The organism is Mesorhizobium sp. M7A.F.Ca.AU.002.02.1.1 (assembly GCF_003998535.1).
GTDB lineage: Bacteria > Pseudomonadota > Alphaproteobacteria > Rhizobiales > Rhizobiaceae > Mesorhizobium > Mesorhizobium ciceri.
The window spans coordinates 12,483-27,810 of record NZ_RZPB01000009.1 but is presented as its reverse complement, the minus strand read 5'-3'; the positions used below and the strand labels follow the sequence as shown (position 1 = coordinate 27,810).

General features: G+C 64.4%; 15 protein-coding genes. 13 read left to right on the top strand and 2 right to left on the bottom strand.

What is annotated here, in order from left to right:
- The 7 genes from EN879_RS01585 to EN879_RS01555 all read left to right on the top strand — a co-directional run.
- On the top strand, positions 1 to 711 hold a 711-nt coding region (locus tag EN879_RS01585; protein WP_127273926.1), incomplete at its 5' end, for a PfkB family carbohydrate kinase.
- Positions 712 to 768: 57 nt separating this feature from the next.
- On the top strand, positions 769 to 1,830 hold the full coding sequence (locus tag EN879_RS01580; RefSeq protein WP_013530805.1) for an ABC transporter substrate-binding protein: 1,062 nt from the start codon (positions 769 to 771) through the stop codon (positions 1,828 to 1,830).
- A gap of 64 nt (positions 1,831 to 1,894) precedes the next feature.
- On the top strand, positions 1,895 to 2,758 hold the full coding sequence (locus tag EN879_RS01575) for an ABC transporter permease (RefSeq protein WP_013530806.1): 864 nt from the start codon (positions 1,895 to 1,897) through the stop codon (positions 2,756 to 2,758).
- Positions 2,758 to 3,546 carry an ABC transporter permease gene (locus EN879_RS01570; RefSeq protein ID WP_063168550.1) on the top strand — a complete coding sequence of 263 codons (789 nt, stop codon included), beginning with the start codon at positions 2,758 to 2,760 and terminating at the stop codon, positions 3,544 to 3,546. The genes EN879_RS01575 and EN879_RS01570 overlap by 1 nt, the downstream gene beginning before the upstream one ends.
- On the top strand, positions 3,546 to 4,610 hold the full coding sequence (locus tag EN879_RS01565) for an ABC transporter ATP-binding protein (protein ID WP_063168549.1): 1,065 nt from the start codon (positions 3,546 to 3,548) through the stop codon (positions 4,608 to 4,610). Before EN879_RS01570 ends, EN879_RS01565 begins: the two co-directional genes overlap by 1 nt.
- Before the next feature lie 70 nt (positions 4,611 to 4,680).
- Positions 4,681 to 5,931 carry an aconitase X gene (locus EN879_RS01560; protein ID WP_063168548.1) on the top strand — a complete coding sequence of 417 codons (1,251 nt, stop codon included), beginning with the start codon at positions 4,681 to 4,683 and terminating at the stop codon, positions 5,929 to 5,931.
- Positions 5,928 to 6,386, top strand: coding sequence for a DUF126 domain-containing protein (locus EN879_RS01555; protein ID WP_013530810.1), 459 nt, complete (start codon positions 5,928 to 5,930; stop codon positions 6,384 to 6,386). The genes EN879_RS01560 and EN879_RS01555 overlap by 4 nt, the downstream gene beginning before the upstream one ends.
- Here EN879_RS01555 and EN879_RS01550 read toward each other — a convergent pair.
- The gene (locus tag EN879_RS01550; protein ID WP_063168547.1) at positions 6,347 to 7,432 is read right to left on the bottom strand and encodes a siderophore-interacting protein; all 1,086 of its coding nucleotides are present in this window, start codon (positions 7,430 to 7,432) and stop codon (positions 6,347 to 6,349) included. The genes EN879_RS01555 and EN879_RS01550 overlap by 40 nt on opposite strands.
- 2 nt (positions 7,433 to 7,434) lie before the next feature.
- Positions 7,435 to 9,561 (bottom strand): TonB-dependent hemoglobin/transferrin/lactoferrin family receptor, encoded by a 2,127-nt coding sequence (locus EN879_RS01545; protein ID WP_063168546.1) that lies wholly within the window; start codon positions 9,559 to 9,561, stop codon positions 7,435 to 7,437.
- A 180-nt stretch (positions 9,562 to 9,741) separates the two neighbouring features.
- Here EN879_RS01545 and EN879_RS01540 point away from each other — a divergent pair, with 180 nt between their 5' ends.
- The 6 genes from EN879_RS01540 to EN879_RS01515 all read left to right on the top strand — a co-directional run bounded on the left by EN879_RS01540 (position 9,742) and on the right by EN879_RS01515 (position 15,306).
- The gene (locus EN879_RS01540) at positions 9,742 to 10,686 is read left to right on the top strand and encodes an ABC transporter substrate-binding protein (protein ID WP_063168545.1); all 945 of its coding nucleotides are present in this window, start codon (positions 9,742 to 9,744) and stop codon (positions 10,684 to 10,686) included.
- A gap of 280 nt (positions 10,687 to 10,966) precedes the next feature.
- The gene (locus EN879_RS01535) at positions 10,967 to 11,563 is read left to right on the top strand and encodes a thioredoxin family protein (RefSeq protein WP_063168544.1); all 597 of its coding nucleotides are present in this window, start codon (positions 10,967 to 10,969) and stop codon (positions 11,561 to 11,563) included.
- A gap of 31 nt (positions 11,564 to 11,594) precedes the next feature.
- Complete coding sequence (locus EN879_RS01530; RefSeq protein WP_024501571.1) at positions 11,595 to 13,220, top strand: FAD-binding protein; 1,626 nt, start codon at positions 11,595 to 11,597, stop codon at positions 13,218 to 13,220.
- Entirely contained in the window at positions 13,217 to 13,543 is a 327-nt protein-coding gene (locus tag EN879_RS01525) for a ferredoxin family protein (RefSeq protein ID WP_013530816.1), read from the top strand. Before EN879_RS01530 ends, EN879_RS01525 begins: the two co-directional genes overlap by 4 nt.
- 17 nt (positions 13,544 to 13,560) lie before the next feature.
- Positions 13,561 to 14,397: an ABC transporter ATP-binding protein gene (locus EN879_RS01520; RefSeq protein ID WP_013530817.1), complete on the top strand. Its 837-nt coding sequence runs from the start codon at positions 13,561 to 13,563 to the stop codon at positions 14,395 to 14,397.
- 12 nt (positions 14,398 to 14,409) lie between these two features.
- On the top strand, positions 14,410 to 15,306 hold the full coding sequence (locus EN879_RS01515; RefSeq protein WP_127224208.1) for an ABC transporter permease: 897 nt from the start codon (positions 14,410 to 14,412) through the stop codon (positions 15,304 to 15,306).
- Positions 15,307 to 15,328 lie beyond the last annotated feature (22 nt).

Below are 15,328 nucleotides of genomic sequence, written 5' to 3'. Positions count from 1 at the left end.
GTGATGGACAGCGGCAACTGCGTCGCCATGATCTCGAGCGACGCCGAACGCACCTTCGTGTCGTGGCCTGGTGCGGAGAGCGTTCTCAGCCTCGACATGATGGCGCCGGTCGCGGTGGCGCCGGGAGACTGGGTGTTCACCTCCGGCTACACGCTGAGCTACCCTAAGAGTCGCGATGCGCTCACTGATTGGATCGAGGCGCTGCCGGCAGGTATTCCCTTCGTCTTCGACCCGACGCCGGTCATCACGGACATTCCGCGTCCCATCCTGTCGCGGGTGCTTGCCCGCACCACATGGCTGAGCTGCAACACGACGGAAGCCGCCGAGATTGCCGGCCCAGGCGATGTCGAGGGCCTCGCGGTACGGCTGCTGGGCGACCACTGCCCGAAAGCAGCGGGCGTGGTCATCCGCTCCGGGGCAAAGGGTTGCCATATCAGGTTGGCCGACGGCACGGCGCAGACCGTTGCCGGCTTCAAAGTCACCGCCATCGACACCAATGGCGCCGGCGACACCCATATCGGTGCTTTCGTCAGCGCGCTGGCGCACGGCATCCCGCCCTTCGAGGCAGCGCGCTATGCCAATGCGGCAGCGGCCATATCGGTCACCCGCCATGGCGGCTCGTCGGCGCCGACCGACCACCAAATCCAGACATTCCTGAGCCATGCCGCCGACCCGTCGGGAGCAGGCCGGACACAGAAGGCCAATGCATAACAGCTGGAAAGCCTGACAAGCCCGGGAACCGGGCAAACCCACAGAGAGGAACCAACCATGCGCATGCCTGACTTGACTGCTCTGCTGACGGCGACCGCCGTCTTTACCTCCGCACTCGCGTTCGCTGCCAAGGCTGACGAAGTGCATGTGCTCAACTGGAAGGGATACGGCGCCGACGAACCATGGGCGGTGGAGGCTTTCGAAAAAGCGACCGGCAACAAGGTCGTCAACGACTTCTTCAATTCCGAACAGGAAATGCTGACCAAGATCCGGACCAATCCCGGCCTCTACGACGTGGTCATGATCAATGCCGCCTTCAACGACCAGGCGATGGACGGCAAACTGATCCAGCCGATCGACGTCTCCAAATTGCCGAACTACGCCGACATCAGCAAGGACAAGGCGGGATCGCCGATGCTCGTCCATGACGGCAAGGTCTATGGCGTGCCGTGGGTGTGGGGCCTCACCGCGCTCGCCATTAACGACAAATCCTTCGACAAGCCGCCGACGAGCATCGCCGAGATGTGGGATGCCGCCCATAAGGGCCGCGTCGTCATTCGCGACGATGCCGTCGAAGCGGTGCAGTTCGGCGCCATCGCAACGGGCCAGAACATCAACGACATCAAGGATATGGATGCGGTCAAGGCGAAGCTCACCTCGTTGATGCCGCAGATCAAGACCTTCTGGAGTTCGGAGAACGACTGGAACCAGATGGTCGCCTCCAACCAGATCGACATCGGCACCTACTGGAGCGGCTCGGCCGATCGCGCCAAGACGCATTTCAAATTGCCGGTCTCTCTGGTCGTGCCGCAGGAGGGTGCCGTCGCCTGGCTCGACGCGTTTTCCATTCCGGTCGGCGCCAAGAACGTCGCCGGCGCCGAGGCTTTCATCAACTACATGATCGACCCGAAATTCTACGTCGAATGGGTCACCAAGGTCGGTGCTCCTGTCTCCGCCAACACCAAGGCGGTGGAAGCGCTGCCCGAGGATGCCTTCAACCGCAAGGTCATGGGCGACCCCGAGGTGGCCAAACGCATCCAGTTCCAGGCGCCGATCACCGATGCCCAGCGCGAAGCCTATCTGGCGCTGTGGCAGCAGTTGAAGGTCGACGTGAAATAGAGCCAACATCCCGGCCAGCCGGCGGTTCGCGCCGGCTGGCGTTTCAATCCTGGGGGAGGGTATCATGGCAGCTGCGACAGCGTCGCGAAGCGGGCTGAGATCGGCATTGCCGCTGCTGGCGCCAGCCTATCTCTGGCTGACGGTGGCGATCTTCCTGCCGCTCTCGGCCATGGTCTTTTTCTCGTTCATGACCGAGCTGCCGCTGTCGGGAAAGCCGTGGACATTCACCCTTGGCAACTATGCCACCTTCTTCTCGCAAAGCCTCTATCTGACACTGCTGCTGGCCTCACTGCGGCTTGGCCTCGAAGTGACGCTGTGGTGCGTCGTCATCGGCTATCCCGCCGCTTACGTGCTCGCCAAAGTGCTGAAGGGGCGCAGCCGCGAGGCGATCTTCCTGCTCGTCATCTTGCCGTTCTGGTCGAACGGGCTGGTGCGCATCTTTTCCTGGGCGATGGTTTTGCGCGAGGGCGGCATTCTCGACACCGCGCTCAACGCCGTGCTGCCGTTCAAGATCAACATCGACCTGATGTATTCCTATCCAGCCGTCATCATCGGGCTGGTGCATTCCTACGTGCCTTACATGGTGCTGACCTGCTATCTCACGCTGCAGGCGATCGATGACTCCCTGATTGAGGCCGGGCGTTCGCTTGGCGCTTCACGGCTACAGGTGCTGAAGCGGGTGATCATCCCGCTGTCGATGCCCGGATTGGTCGCGGGTGCGGCCCTGATCTTCGTCCCCGTCGTCGGCTCGTTCATGGAGCCGCGCATCCTCGGCGGTCGCACCGGCACCTTCTACGGCACGGTCATCGAGGACCAGTTCGTCGCCGTGTTCAACTGGCCGCTCGGTGCCGCGCTTTCCTTCATCCTGCTGGCCGTGGTGCTGGTCATCCTGGCGGTGGCGTCGCCGGTGCTGCGGAGGGCCGCGTGATGGCGACGACCCGCGTCCTCGAATGGCTTGGCCGCTTCTACATCGGTCTGCTGCTCGCCCTCCTCTATCTGCCGATCATCATCATGGCGCTGATGTCGTTCAACGTCTCGCCCTTCTACCAATTGCCGTTCGAATGGACGACCGAATGGTACGCTTCGCTGTGGCAGAACGACCAGCTGATCGCCGCCACCTGGAACAGCGTCGAGATCGCCGTCATCACCACCGTCATCTGTGTCGTGCTCGGCTCGGCGGCATCGCTGGCGCTCTATCGCTATGAGTTTCGCGGCAAGAAATTCCTGCAGGCGCTGTTGTTTCCGCCGATCGCCATTCCGTGGCTGATCACCGGCACGGCGATGCTGATCTTCTTTTTCGGCGTCGGCATCGGTCGCGGGCTGCATGCGATCCTGCTTGGCCATGTCGCACTGGCGCTGCCCTATGTCATCGTCGTCGTCTCGGCCCGGCTGCAGACCTTCGCGCCGGAGCTGGAAGAGGCGGCACGCTCGCTCGGCGCCAACCAGTGGCAGGTAACGAGGCGCGTCACGCTGCCTTGGATCATGCCAGGCGTTATTGCCGGAGGGCTGTTTGCGTTTGCAGTGTCGTTCGACCAGTTCGTGGTGTCCTATTTCCTGGCGACGCCTGGGCAGACGACGCTGCCGGTGGAAATCTACGCCGCGATCCGCAAAGGATTCACGCCCGAGATCAATGCGGTCTCGACGATCATCATTGTCGTGTCGATGGCGCTGATGCTGCTCACGGCGCGGTTCTTCAAATTCGGCGGAGAGAAATAATGGCCGGCGTGCAGGTATCTGATGTCTCGCGCAGTTTCGGCGCACACAAGGCGCTGGACAATGTCTCCATCGATTTCGCCGATGGCGGGTTCTATGCGCTGCTGGGGCCGTCGGGCAGCGGCAAGACCACGCTGCTGCGCCAGATTGCCGGTTTCGATTTTCCCGATTCGGGCCGCATCACCATCGGCGGCGAGAGCGTCGAGCGGGTGCCGGTCGAAAAGCGGCGCATCGGCATGGTGTTCCAGAACTATGCGCTGTTTCCCAATATGAGCGTCGCCGACAATGTCGCCTTCGGCCTGTCGGTGCGCGGCGAGGCCAAGGCGGTGATTGCAACGGAGGTGCAGCGCGCGCTCGATCTGGTGCAGCTCGGCAAGCTTGGTGGCCGCCGGCCGCACCAACTCTCCGGCGGGCAGCGGCAGCGTGTGGCTCTCGCCCGCGCTATCGTCACCAAGCCGCGCGTGCTTTTGCTCGACGAGCCGCTCGGCGCGCTCGACAAGGCGCTGCGCGTCGATATGCAGATCGAGCTCAAGCGCATCCAGCGCGAGATCGGCATCACCACCATCTTCGTCACGCACGACCAGGAAGAAGCGCTGACGATGAGCGACCGCATCGGCATATTGCGCGACGGCAGGCTGGTGCAGGAGGGGCCGCCGGAGGAGATCTATAACAGGCCGAAGAGCGAGTTCGCCGCCACCTTCCTCGGCGACGCCAACATTTTTCGCGGCGACAGCACGGGCGATGGCATCCGGCTGGCGGACGGAACGGCGATTGCCGCTGGTGTGGGTGCCAAGCTTGCCGCCGGCGCCAAGGCGAGCTGTGCCGTGCGGCCCGAACGCATCCGCATCGCCAGGGATGCCGGAGCACCGGATGGCAACGCCAACATGCTCAAGGGACAGGTTTCCAAGCGCATCTTCGCCGGCAGCAACAGCACCTATTTCGTCGAGCGTGCTGGTCAGACGTTGAAAGTGATTGTGCAGAATACCGGCATGGAACGGCTGGCAGAAGGTCAGGATGTCGTGCTGCGCTGGTCGCCTGAAAGCACGGTGTTGATCGCGGCGAACTGATCCTCACCGGGTCTTGCCAGACCGTCCGCAATCAGGGACAGCATAGACGGGCACGACCCGGAGCATACCGATGACCCTGGAACTGACTGCACGCGACCGATCCATGCTCGACGGCGAGCATGGCCTGTCAGCGGCTGCTGCCATGAAAATCCTGGTCGCCTTTTCCAATGCGATCGGGGCAGGTCGTCTGCTCGACATTGCCGGCGCGCATATCGATGGTTGTCTCTACCATGGCAAGGCCGGTCTCGATTTCGTCGAGCGGCTGGTCGAAGGTGGCGGCCGCGTGCAGGTGCCGACGACGCTGAATGTCGGGTCGTTCGATCTCATCCATCCCGGCATGGTGAAATTGCCGGCGGCCGAAGAGGTGCCGGCGCGACGGTTGATGAAGGCGCATATGGAGCTCGGCTGCCAGGCGACATTCACCTGCGCGCCCTACCAGACGCGCTTCCGGCCGAGCTTTGGGCAGCAGATCGCCTGGGGTGAGTCCAACGCCATCGTCTTTGCCAATTCGGTGATTGGCGCGCGCACCAACCGCTATGGCGATTTCATCGATCTGTGCTGCGCCATGACCGGGCGCGCGCCGGCCTGGGGTCTGCATCTGAGCGAGAACCGGCGCGGCCGGATCTTGTTCGAACTGGCCTTTGCCGACCCCGAGCCGAGCGACAGCCTGTTCGTCGGCATCGGACTTGTCATCGGGCAGGCGAGCGGCGACCGCATTCCGGTGATTGCCGGCCTGCCGCAACCGCGCGACGAGGACCAGCTGAAGGCGTTGGGCGCGGCGGCGGCAACGACGGGTGCTGTGGCGCTGTTCCATGCGGTCGGCATCACGCCGGAAGCGATGACGCTCGACGAGGCGTTCCAGGGTCATGCGCCTGACGAGACGATCCGCATCAGCCGCGCCGACATCGATCATGCGCTGGCCAGGCTATCGACCGTGCCCGATGGCGCGCCGCTGGCGGCCGTGTCGCTCGGCACGCCGCATTTTTCGCATGAGGAATGGATGCGACTGTTGCCGTTGCTGCGCGAGGCAGCACCGGGTAGGCGCATTCCGATCTATGTCAACACCGGCCGCGCGACGCTGACGCGATTGCAGGAGGAGGGCGCGCTGGCCGGTATGGAGGCGTTCGGCCTGATCCCGGTCGCCGATACCTGCACCTATGTCACATCGATCCTGGAACGCCTCGATGGCGTGGTGATGACCAATTCCGGCAAATGGGCGCACTACGCACCCGGCAATATCGGTGTGTCCGTCGCCTTCGCCGAGATGCGGGATTGCATCCGCTCTGCTGCGGCCGGGCATGTTGTGCGGAGCGCGTCATGACGCGACCGGTGGAACGAACCGGCACTTTCCAGCTGGCCGGTGACGCTGAGGGTCAGGCGCTGGTGTTTTCGCAACCGCTCAGCTTCTGGGGCGGTATCGATGCCGAGACCGGCGAGATAACAGACCATTCGCACCCCGGCCTCGGCCGAAATGTCGCTGGCAGGATTTTGGTCATGCCGAGCGGGCGCGGCTCGTCGTCTTCATCCTCGGTCCTGGCCGAGGCGATCCGCAGGGGCACGGCGCCGGCCGGTATTCTTCTGGAGCGGCCGGACCCGATCCTGGCGGTCGGTGCCATCGTTGCCGAATTTCTTTATGACATCCGCATGCCGCTGGTGGTGTGCGATATTTCGAACCTTGTCTCCGGTGATCAAATTGATATCGGCATCGGCAAAGACCGCGGGCCGATCATCAGAGTTCACCCCGCCATCAATCCGGCAGAGCCACGCCGCCAATAGGCCGCCGCCAGCGTTTGATCGCGACCAAGCCCCAGCGTGTCGCGCCAACATTCGCGCACGATCTTGGCGGCAGCGGCTTCCGCCGCGAACCAGCCGAAGGCCGAACCGTCCTGCGGCCACGCCACCGAGCGGACAGCCTCGGCCAGCAGTCTGTCCTCGCCCGCCGCCACGCCATCCCGTGTCAGCCAATGAACCTCGATGCCCGTGCCATTGTTGATCGCTTGTCTTTCACCATCATTGGCGATCTCGACGAAGGCGACGCCTTTTGTCCCGGCCGGTAGCGTCTCCAGCAGCCGAGCCAGCGCCGGCAAGCCGGTTTCGTCGGCGCCCATGACGTACCATTCTGCCTGCCGCACCGGACGGCCGACCGGGCCCATGATGCCAACCTTCATGCTGGGCGCGGCCTGCATGGCCCAGGCGGAGCCGACGCTCTCGCCGGGATGGATCAGGAAGTCGACATCGATGATGCCCTTTTCCACGTCGAGCGCGCGGATGGTGTAGACGCGCGCCACTGGGCGCCGGTCGTCGGTGGGCCAGACCGGTAAGCCATTGCCGCCCAGCACCGGCCACAGCGGATCGGGGACGTCCCTGGTCGGAAACAGCATGCGGATATGCATGCCGCCGAACTTGGCGAAGCGCGAGAGGTTCTCGCCGGTCAGACGAATGCGGCGCATATTCGGAGTGAGGTCGCGAACATCGGTCACCACCATCTCGCGGAACTGGGCGAGGCTGGTTTCGCCTGAGAGATCGCCGGTCCAGACGATCTCGGGGTTTTCCTCCTTGGCGTAGACCTGTACGGCTGTGGCGAGCAGGTCCTTGATACGGGCGAGCCCGTCGCGGTCGGCAGCATTGGCCCGCATCACCAGCCGCTCCATGTCGAACGAGGCGCCGCCGAAGGCAAAGCGGAAATCGATGCGCTGTCCCTGATGCGAAGCATCGGCCTCGAAGCTCCGCAGCCTGTCGGAGATGCTGTCCATGTAGTCCGGCAGACGCCGCAGGTTGAGCCGTGCCTCGCAGGCCAGTTCACGCACCGATGCTTCGTTCATTGTCAGCCTCCGATCCTGCCGGTGAGGCCCACCTTGAAGGTGCGGCCCTTGCCCTGTTCTGTTGCCGCCGAGGTCGACCATGCGCTTTGCGGATCGGTGTAGGCGGTGTTGAAGATGTTATCGACGCCGAAATCGAGCTTGAGGTTGTCGTTGACGCGCCAGTTGGCGAAGACATTGACCAGATCGAAACCGTCATCGACGACCGGCACGGCGTTGGGATTGGTGCGGCTGGTGCGGGTGATCTTGCCGACGCTGAGATATTGCGCGCCGACGGTGAGCTGGTCCTCCAGCATGCGGAAGCCGATCGTGGCCGAGAAGCGGTCGAGCGGCGTGTTGTTCAACGCCTGGCCGGAATAGACGCCGCTGACGACCTTGGCGTCGATCAGCGCGCCGGAGAGGTTCACGAAACCCCAGCCATAATCATAAACCATCTCGGCCTCTACGCCCTTCAGGCGTGCGTCGCCGATGTTGATTGCCGTGCGCGGCAGCACGGTGAGGTCGACGTCGATGTAATCCTCGACGTCAGTGTGGAAAACGTTGACCTTGGCGCGCAGCCGATCACCCGCCGTCAGCACATCGTCATATTTCACGTTGACGCCGGCCTCCCAGTTCTTTGCCGTCTCGGGCTGCAGCAGAAGATTGGGCCGATATGTATCACCGCCGCCATGCGCGCCGCCGCCACGGAAGACATCCTGCAGACCCGGCGCCCGGTAGCCTTCGGAATAGGTGCCATAGAGCTGGAAGCCATCGAATGGCGTGACGCCGACGGTGAGGCGCGGCGACCAACGATCGCCGGAGATCGAGGCTTCCTGCGGTGACGGGATGCGCGTCTCGCCATCGAGCTGGTAGCCGTCATAGCGCATCGCCGCGATGACCTGCAGCCAATCCCCGTAATCGCCCTGCCACTGCAGGAAGCCGCCATAACCCTGCTGTTGGCCAGCGCCGAAATGCGCCGCTTCCGAGGAGGCCTCGAGATAGTAGTAGTCGAGTCCGTAGGTCAGCGTATGTGCTAGTCCCCAGACGTCGAAACGCGAGGAGTTCTTCACATTGAAACCTGTCGTGGCCACGTCGTAGAAGCGGAAATTGCCGATCGCCGAGGTCGGCCAGACCTGCGTCTGCTCGGCGCGGGTGCGGTTGTGATAGGCATTGGCGCTGAAGTCGATCAGCGCGTTGTCGTCGGGCTTCCAGGTGTAAGCGGCGGTGTAGGTCTGGTTGGTGGTGTCGGTGTCATAGCGGCTCAGGGTCGGCGAGGTCGAGCCGCTCGATCCGGTGATCTGGTCGTTGTAGCGCTGCAGGATGGCGCCGAGCTTCAGCTCATGGCCATCGGCCGGCCGCAACGTCGCCTTCAGATAGCCGCTGGTCACCCGCTCGCCGGTCCATGGCACGGTGTCGCCATTGCCATCGGTGTAGCTGTCGCGGTCGCGGTAGATGAGGTTGCCGATGATATCGGCATCGTCGCTGAAGCGGTAGGCACCGGTGGTGCTGGTGGTGAAGCCGTCGCCATTGTCCTCGTAGCCGAGCTTCTCGCTCAGCGCCCAGCGCTCATCCTTCTTGAGGAAATCGCCGGCATCCTTGGTCTCGAAGGAGACGACGCCGCCGATGCCGCCGGAACCATAGGCATTCGAGACCGGACCGCGAATGACGGTGGCTTCCTTGATCAGGTCGGGTTCGACATAGAACGAGCCAGAGCCATGACCGACGCGCCAGTAGTCCTGGCGGGCGCCGTCGAGGGTGACGACGACGCGGCCATATTGCTCCAGGCCGCGGATGTTGATGGCGGTTGCGGGATCGTCGCCATTCATCGAGGCAGCGACGCCCGGTGTGGTGCGGAAGATGTCGGCGGCTGTGTCGGGCTGGATGCGGTCGAGTTCGTCCTGATCGACGGCGCTGATGGCGGCCATCGATTCGATCACCGCCGTTTTGATCATCGTTGCCGAGATGGTGATCACGTCGAGCATCGTCGCCGGCTGGTTCTGCGCGACACTGGCCGGCGCCAGGCGGCCGGTCTTGGCGGCGGCCTTTTTCTCCCGGTCCTGTTCCTGCGCGCTGGCAAGAGGCACGGCGCAGAGGCCGAGCACGAAGGCGAGCGCCGTGCTCGCCATCGATGTCGTGTTTGTTGTCGTTGTCATGCAGCCCCCAAGCAAAAGCAAAACTGCTGGCGGTGGCTGAGCGGCCTTGGCTGGCATTATTGAAAATCCCTCAACCAGTCAGGTCAGGGCATGGGTCACATATTTAAACATGATGACATAAGTCAACTTTAAATTTATAGCCGACCATCCTCGAGAAGCATCTGGCACGGGAACAGCGGCATGGTTGGCAGTTTAGGCGAAGGCAAGACGACCCACTGGTCGCAACCGGGCAGGATCGCGGCGGTGCTGCTTCTGGCACTGGCGGTGCTGGCGCCTTCCTGCGGCTTCAAGGCGCTGGCCGCCGAGACCGTTGTCGATGCGCTGGGACGAACCGTCGTGCCGGGCGCGGCGACCCGGATCGTGACGCTCGGTTCCGACGTCACCGAGATCGTCCACGCGCTGGGCGCCGGCGGGCGAATCGTCGCTATTGATCGCGGCAGCAAATATCCGCCTGAAGTCGCGCAAAAACCCAATGTCGGCTACCGCCGCCAGCTTTCGGTCGAGGGGCTGGCCAGCCTGCGACCCGACCTGATCCTGGCCGCAGAAGACAGCGGGCCTCCTGAAGCGGTCGAGGTGCTGAAGTCGCTGGCAATTCCGATCGTCTTGGTCCCGCAGGACAACAGCCCGCAAGGCATCGAGCACAAGATCACGTTGATCGCCGCCAGCCTTGGGCTCGAGGACAAGGGCAAGGCGGTTTCCGCCGAGGTGCTCACCGCCTTTCAGGCTGCCGCGGATCTGGCGTCGCAAATTCCGCCGGAGCGGCGCAAGAAGGTGGTGTTCTTCCATGGCCTGGTACGTCTGAGCGCTGCCGGCGCGGGTACTTCTGCCGACGCCATCATCCGCTATGCCGGCGGCCTCAACCCTATGGACATCGTACAGGGCTACAAGGCGGCGTCGGAGGAAAAACTGATCGAGATGGCGCCTGACGTCATCCTGATGATGGGCGACGGCAAGGGCGGGCCGTCGGCCGAGCTGGTGTTCGGCAACCGCGCGCTGGCGGCAACGCCGGCGGCAGCCAAGAAGGCGCTGGTCGTGCTCGACGGCGCCTACATGATCGGCTTCGGCCCGCGCACATCGGATGCGATCCGCGACCTGGCGAAAGCGCTCTATCCGGAAGGGGAATGACGTCGCGAAAATCGCAAGACGGTTCGGCTGGGCAGTACAATTTCGTCGCCGAACCCCGTTGCGCTTCATAAATGCTGTCCGTCCGGATTTCTCCGGATCGGCTTCCGCCCGAACAAACTTGGCGGCTCGGCCTGAAACATTGGCACGATATTCTAAGCCGCGCGGTTGACCGTGAATGCGCTCTCCAGCCTATAATTATACTAAATTCATAGACTAACTGCGAGCGCTCGGAGCGCTCGCATCTTGGCCTGTGAAAATGGTTGCACAAGGGAGCGCATCGATGCCGAAAACAGAGTCCAATCCGGTCGACCTCGGCACCAGGGCCGCCGACTTCCTGCTGCCCGACGCGCAAGGTGTGCTGCACCGCCTTGCCGATTTCGACGCCAAGCCGGCCTTGCTCGTCGCTTTCATCTCCAACCGCTGCCCGTTCGTCGTGCTGATCCGCGAGCAGCTTGCCGCTTTCGCCAGGGATTACGCCGGCAAGGGGCTGCAGGTGGTGGCGATCAACGCCAACGACCACGAGGCGCATCCGGAGGAGACGCTCGCCCGCATCGGCGAGGAGGCCGGAAAATTCGGCTATTCCTTCCCCTATCTCAAGGATGCGTCGCAGCAGACGGCGAAAGCCTATGGCGCGGCTTGCACGCCCGACTTCTTCCTGTTCGGCACTGACCGGCGGCTCGCCTATCACGGCCAGTTCGACGATGCGCGGCCGGGCAACGGCAAGCCGGTGACGGGTGCCGATCTGCGCGCGGCGGTCGATACGGTGCTGGAGGGCGGCAGGCCCACTGCCAGCCAGGCGCCGTCGATCGGCTGCAACATCAAGTGGAGCGCGGGCAACGAGCCGGTGTGGTCTTCCAGCGCGGCCCGCGCGGCCTAGCGCCTGCTTCGACTTTATTCGCCAGGTCTCCATGCCCAAGCCGCAAAAATCCGCTTCCGACAGCTTGCTGCTCCAGGCCGACGTGCTGGTGCTGGGCGGCGGTCCGTCGGCAGCTTGGGCAGCAGTCGCCGCGGCCGAGGCCGGCGCCAAGGTGGTGCTGGCCGACAAGGGCTATCTCGGCACCAGCGGCGCCACCGCGCCGTCCAACACCGGCACCTGGTGCGTGCCGCCGGGCGACAACAGGCATGCCGTGGTCGAGCGACGCTGGCAGCGCACCGGCGAACTCGCCGACCCGCGCTGGATGCTGCGCTGCGTTGACACCGCCTACCGCAACCTGCTCAGGCTCTCCGAATGGGGCTATCCCTTCCCGAGCGAGGATGACGGCCGGCTCTACATCGCCAATCTGCGCGGCCCGGACTACATGCGCTTCATGCGCCGCCGCGTGCTTTTGGCCGGCGTCACCGTCCTCGACCATCATCCCGCGCTCGAACTTTTGTCGGACGGCGATGCCATCGTCGGCGCCGCCGGTGTCGCCAGGCAGATCGGCCAGGATTGGCGCGTCGACGCCAACGCGGTGGTGCTGGCGACCGGTGGCTGCGCTTTCCGCGAGCGCATCCTCGGCGCGACCGGGCTGACCGGCGACGGCTATCTGATGGCGGCGGAGGCCGGCGCCAGCCTGTCGGGCATGGAGTTCACCGGCAAATACACGCTGGCGCCCTACGGCTCCTCGTTGAACAAGGGGCTGCCGTTCCGCTGGGCGTCGTTCCATCGCGAAGATGGCTCACCGATCGTCGGGCCGACCGGCGAGCCGTTGCGCAACGGCATCGGCGACCGCGAGGAGGAAGTGGCGCGCGCGCTGATCGACGGCCCGGTCTACGCGCGGCTCGATCAGGCCGAACCAGCGCTGCAGGGCTGGCTGCGCCAGGGCCAGCCGAATTGCTTCGTGCCCTATGACCGCGCCGGCATCGACCCTTTCAGCGAGCTGTTCCGCATCACCCTGCGCGCCGAAGGCACGGTGCGCGGCACGGGCGGCATAGACATCGTCTCCGACGATTGCGCCACCGGCGTACCCGGCCTCTATGTCGCCGGCGACGCGGCCAGCCGCGAGATCATGACCGGTGCGGTGTCGGGCGGCGGCGCCGTCAATTCGTCCTGGGCGCTGGCCAGCGGCTGGTGGGCGGGCAAGGGCGCTTCGACCCATGCCAAGCGCCGGACCGGCAAGGCATTCCGCACTGAGGTGCAGTCGCTTGGCCAGGCTGGATTACGTCCTGCATCATCGCCGCGCGTCGACATCTCGGCAGGCGAAGTCATCGAGGCGGTGCGCAGTGAGGTGACGCCGCTCGACAAGAATTTCTTCCGCACCGGCGAAGGCCTGGAGAAAAGCGGCGAGCGGTTGGAGAGTGTCTGGCGCGACGTGCGCGACCATCTGCAAGGCGACGGGCTGGATAGGGTCCGTACCCGAGAGGCAGCTTCGATCGCCGCCGCCGGGCGCTGGTCCGTGGCCGCAGCGCTGCACCGCACCGAGAGCCGCGGTATGCATCGCCGCACCGATTTGCCGGGCAAGAGCCCGGCCTTCGCGCACCGGCTGGTCATCACCGGTGTGGATGCGTTCCGCATCGCAGGCGCGCCTGAGCGGCTGGCGGAGCTGGCGTCATGATCGAGATCGTCTCGGCCACGCGCTGTGTCGAATGCGACATCTGCGTCAAGGTGTGCCCGGCCAACGTCTTCGACGCGACCGAGAGCGGCGTGCCAGTGATCGCCCGCCAGGAGGACTGCCAGACCTGCTTCCTGTGCGAAATCTACTGCCCGACCGACGCGCTCTATGTGGCCGAGTTCGCCGAAGGGCCGACCGGCATCACGGAAGCTCAGGCCGACGCCCGACAGCTGTTTGGCTCCTATGCCCGCGCGCTCGGCTGGAAGCGCGGCAAGGCCGGCGGCTCGGAATTCGACCCGACGCACCGCATCCGCGTGGCGCAGTGAACCGATCGGAGACAGATATGGACCGTATCGTCGTCAGCGACATCAGCAAGACCTTCCAGCTCAAGCCGGGGCAGTTCGTCACCGTCGATGGCGAGGCGACCGACCGCGTCACCGTGCTCGATGGCGTTGACCTCTCGATCCGCAAGGGCGAGTTCATCACGCTGGTCGGCCCCAGCGGCTCGGGCAAGTCGGTGCTGCTCGACATCATTGGCGGGCTGACGCAGGCGACCGGCGGCGACGTCAAGCTCGATGGCCGGCGCATCACCAGGCCCGACCCGAAGACCGGCTATGTCTTCCAGCAATATGCGCTGTTTCCCTGGCGCACGGCGCTCGCCAACATCGAATATGCGCTGGAAGTGCGCGGCGTGGCCAAGGCTGAGCGCACGGCGACGGCCCGCCATCTGTTGTCGCTGTTCGGCCTTGCCGGCTTCGAGGACCGTTTTCCCAACCAGCTGTCCGGCGGCATGCAGCAGCGTGTGGCGATCGCGCGTGCGCTGGCCAGCAACCCGGAAGTGTTGCTGATGGATGAGCCGTTCGCGGCGCTTGACCAGCAGACGCGCGAGCTTCTGCAAGGCGAGCTGCTGCGGATCTGGGGCAAGATCAACACGACGGTCATTTTCGTCACCCACTCGATCGACGAGGCGATCTTCCTCGCCGACCGGGTGGTGGTGATGACGGCGCGGCCGGGCGCGGTGAAGGAGATCATCGATATCGACCTGCCACGGCCGCGCGACGGCGACATCCGCGCCAGCGCCGAATTCAATCTATATCGCGCTCGCGTCTGGGACGTGCTGCGCGACGAGGTCAACAAGGCGCAGAAGGACTGGACTCTGTCGCCAGCCTTCAGTCACTGAGGAACTGGACCCATGGCCTATCTGACCGAGAAGTTTGGCTCCGCTGGAGCGCTCCACCTGTTTGCCGGCGCTGGCGAAACGGTAGCCGCCGCCAGGGTCCCCGCCATCAAGGCCAACGCCAAGATCCGGAGCAAGAAAGCGAGCCGCGGCACATTCCTCTATGGCTTGCCGCTGCTCGGCCTGTTCTTCCTGCTGTGGGAGATCGCGCCCCGGCTCGGCTGGCTGAACCGGATCTTCTTTCCGCCGCTGAGCGAGGTGCTGGTCGCCGGGTGGGCGCTGCTCGCCTCGGGCGTGCTGATCGAGCATATCGGCATAAGCCTGCAGCGCGCTGCGATCGGCTTCGCACTCGGCGTGGTGGTCGCCATCCCGCTCGGTCTGTTGATGGGGCGCTATTCGCTGTTCGAGAAGGTTTCCGACCTTTTGGTGCAGACGCTGCGCAACACCTCGCAATTCGCGCTTCTGCCGGTGTTCATCCTGCTGCTCGGCATCGGCGAGGAATCGAAGGTCGCGATCACCTTCTACTCCTCGGTGTTTTTTCTCCTCGTCAACACGATCAGCGGCGTCAAGTCGGTCGATCCGCTGCTCATCAAGGCGGCGCGCTCGATGGGCACGTCCGACTTCGACCTGTTCCGGAAAGTCATCCTGCCGGCCAGCATTCCCTCGATCGTCGCCGGCGCTCGGCTGGCGGTGAAATCCTCGCTGTTCGCGGTCATCGGCGCCGAGATGCTGGCGGCCAAATCCGGCCTCGGTTTCCTCATCCAGAATTCGCAGCTGATGATGGAAACGGCCGACATGTACGCCGGCATCCTGACGCTGACCGTCATCGGCCTGACCGTCAATTACCTGCTCGTCTGGTTCGAGCGCTGGGCAACAGCCTGGAAGGGCCAGTCCGAGACCTCGCTCATTTAAGCGGCCCCATTCATTCCAAACA

Coding starts and splice junctions, on each gene's coding strand:
- EN879_RS01580 (WP_013530805.1), top strand. CDS start 769: ATGCGCATGCCTGACTTGACTGCTCTGCTGACGGCGACCGCCGTCTTT.
- EN879_RS01575 (WP_013530806.1), top strand. CDS start 1,895: ATGGCAGCTGCGACAGCGTCGCGAAGCGGGCTGAGATCGGCATTGCCG.
- EN879_RS01570 (WP_063168550.1), top strand. CDS start 2,758: ATGGCGACGACCCGCGTCCTCGAATGGCTTGGCCGCTTCTACATCGGT.
- EN879_RS01565 (WP_063168549.1), top strand. CDS start 3,546: ATGGCCGGCGTGCAGGTATCTGATGTCTCGCGCAGTTTCGGCGCACAC.
- EN879_RS01560 (WP_063168548.1), top strand. CDS start 4,681: ATGACCCTGGAACTGACTGCACGCGACCGATCCATGCTCGACGGCGAG.
- EN879_RS01555 (WP_013530810.1), top strand. CDS start 5,928: ATGACGCGACCGGTGGAACGAACCGGCACTTTCCAGCTGGCCGGTGAC.
- EN879_RS01550 (WP_063168547.1), bottom strand. CDS start 7,432: ATGAACGAAGCATCGGTGCGTGAACTGGCCTGCGAGGCACGGCTCAAC.
- EN879_RS01545 (WP_063168546.1), bottom strand. CDS start 9,561: ATGACAACGACAACAAACACGACATCGATGGCGAGCACGGCGCTCGCC.
- EN879_RS01540 (WP_063168545.1), top strand. CDS start 9,742: ATGGTTGGCAGTTTAGGCGAAGGCAAGACGACCCACTGGTCGCAACCG.
- EN879_RS01535 (WP_063168544.1), top strand. CDS start 10,967: ATGCCGAAAACAGAGTCCAATCCGGTCGACCTCGGCACCAGGGCCGCC.
- EN879_RS01530 (WP_024501571.1), top strand. CDS start 11,595: ATGCCCAAGCCGCAAAAATCCGCTTCCGACAGCTTGCTGCTCCAGGCC.
- EN879_RS01525 (WP_013530816.1), top strand. CDS start 13,217: ATGATCGAGATCGTCTCGGCCACGCGCTGTGTCGAATGCGACATCTGC.
- EN879_RS01520 (WP_013530817.1), top strand. CDS start 13,561: ATGGACCGTATCGTCGTCAGCGACATCAGCAAGACCTTCCAGCTCAAG.
- EN879_RS01515 (WP_127224208.1), top strand. CDS start 14,410: ATGGCCTATCTGACCGAGAAGTTTGGCTCCGCTGGAGCGCTCCACCTG.